Raw genomic sequence first — 2,574 nt, forward strand, 5'->3', positions numbered from 1 at the left:
CTCAAGACTGGTCGATTCATAACGTGTTCTTATACATACCTTTTCAATAATCAAATCTATGAGCCTTTTATCCTTGGCTAAACACCTTTTAAACCTTAGTTGAACATGCTCCCAAAACAATTAGCAATCAAAAGTAAATTTTTTCGTAACTTATTGGTAGGCGCTTCTGCATGAAAAACTAGAAATACACGGATACCAAACCCTTTCGTTCATCAAATAAATTGAAGCTTAATAGCATATGTGGGGGCGGGCCCATCGCTGATAGCGCGTTTAAAAGGTCTGGAGGACGAAAACCACCATTCAAAGAAACTGTACTCTGAAGAAAGACCAAAATCCGAGCTCCTCTGAAAGCCATAGCAACAAATGATAATGTCTAATAGCCGAAAATTGCTATTGTTTCGTATATTCATATCTTTGAGCCTTCGTTAGGTAGCATTTTCTACCTATGGAATGCTACTGTATCACTCTTCAAATTATGTCTTGCCTTATGCTTACCTTAATATGTAAATGCGCTTCACCAAAAACAGAACAGTGTATTATTTGCCATGAGAGCGTAGAGCACACACTTATTTGACAATATTAATGAAGTTCAGGATTATGCAACCAAATGGTTGTGGTTTTATAAACATACGAGGCACAGAAAGCCAATAATGTTCAACCACTACTATTGACTACACCACCTCAACTTTTGGGTATTGATAGAACTCGATGAATTACCAAAACATGCAAGGATGACAAACACAAGATACCTATAGAAATATTAAAACACCTAAAAACCATAATTAAATCTAAAGCTTAATTGTGGAATAATTTTTGCTTTAATTTTATAACCAACAAATAGAGGACAATATTATGGCTTTTTGCGAAAACTGGGATGAGCTTTATCGAAATAATGAACACATGTCAGTATGGCCTTGGAGCGAAATTGTAAGTGGTTCACTACGCCATACAAACCTCAGAAACGCGTCTGAGAGCTTTGCTATTTTAGAAGTTGGGTGCGGCGCAGGTGCCAACTTTCCATTTTTTTTAACACATTGCCCCAATATATATGGCATAGATGGCAGCACCTTTATTATAGAACAGTTAAAAGAACGCTACCCATCAATCGCAGAAAACTTACATGCCTGTGATTTCACACAACCATGGCCAATAAGTCATCAATTTGATTTAATTGTTGATAGAGGCGCATCTGTTCATAACGGCCATAAAGATATACAGCGATACCTAAACCAGGCTTACGAGCAATTAAAAGAAGGTGGTATCATGCTCATAACTGATTGGTTTAGTACTGAGCATTCAGACTATGAAAAAGCTCCAGAATCAATAGACAAATACACAAAGTCAGGTTACACATGGGGACCCTTTGCCGGTGTAGGAAATGTTAATTTTTTTGATGCTGAACTTATTCATACGCTAGTACAACAATTTGAAATAATCTCTCTTGGTCACTCGAGTTCATCTTCCTATGGCAGTGACCATATTCACGCAGCTTGGAGCGTCGTGCTGAAAAAAAGGTAATATAGAGTAATGTCAAAAACACTATCGATGCAGCGTTGCAACCTAGATAATAACTGGGATGAGTTCATACAAGGTTCTGATCATGGAACCCCATTTATGCAAAGTAGCTATGTTGATGGGCTCACCGAAAATATCAATTCTTTCTATTGTTGTAAGGGCGATGAAAAAATTGCAGCTTTGCTACTGATCGTAGATAAATCAGGTGACTCTGTTATCGGTCACCCAGATATTATCCACGATGGTATTATTCACCGCTCTACTAGACATTTGAATTCGGCTCAAGCACATTCTGAACAATTCTCAGCACAGCAATTTATTGCTGAGTATTTAGCTCAGAAATATCATCATGTGAAGCTTAAACTATCACCGAATATTAAGGATATTAGAGCTTTTCTTTGGGTTAACTACCATGAACGTGAAAAACCGAGATTTCATGTAGATGTTAGATATACTTCACTATTATCAATTGAAGAACTCAACAAAGAAAATATAGAGTATAAGGAGTCTTTACTTTATAAAAATAGCTCAGTCTCTCGAAGACAAGAAATTCGGTATGGCCATAAAAAAGGTGTTATTGTCAGTAAATCGAAAAATTACAAAAATTTTTGTAATTTATATACGTTGACAATGCAACGCCAAAATATTGAATTCTCTTTGAAAGATCAAGAAAGGCTCTACCAATTCATAACAGCACTTTGCGATAACAATCTAATACTAATGTTTCAAGCCGAGAATGCATCTGGGCAAGTTGGCAGTTACGCGATATTTCTTTTACATGGCCCTCACGCATATTATCTATATGGTGCGAACGACCCTCAAATGAGAAATGAACATACGGGTACTATGGTATTGCAAGAATCGTTCATATCTTTGGCAAAGTCAGGCATAACGAATATTGATCTAGAAGGAATTAACAGCCCTCAAAGGGGCTGGTTTAAGCTAAGTTTTGGAGGAAATGTTACTCCATATTACCAACTTACTCTATCGCCTTAATCGAATTATAGGCGTCAACTAAAACATCAGCTTGACGCCAACATTTTCCACCATATCTTCCTG

2 protein-coding genes are annotated in these 2,574 nt (G+C 36.9%); both read left to right on the forward strand.

What is annotated here, in order from left to right; all coding sequences use genetic code 11:
- Positions 1 to 852: 852 nt before the first annotated feature.
- On the forward strand, positions 853 to 1,518 hold the full coding sequence (locus tag J8L97_RS22675) for a class I SAM-dependent methyltransferase (protein WP_211052992.1): 666 nt from the start codon (positions 853 to 855) through the stop codon (positions 1,516 to 1,518).
- A gap of 9 nt (positions 1,519 to 1,527) precedes the next feature.
- Positions 1,528 to 2,511 (forward strand): GNAT family N-acetyltransferase, encoded by a 984-nt coding sequence (locus J8L97_RS22680; RefSeq protein ID WP_211052994.1) that lies wholly within the window; start codon positions 1,528 to 1,530, stop codon positions 2,509 to 2,511.
- Positions 2,512 to 2,574 lie beyond the last annotated feature (63 nt).

The sequence above is a fragment of the Pseudoalteromonas sp. MMG012 genome (assembly GCF_018100875.1).
Lineage (GTDB): Bacteria > Pseudomonadota > Gammaproteobacteria > Enterobacterales > Alteromonadaceae > Pseudoalteromonas > Pseudoalteromonas aurantia.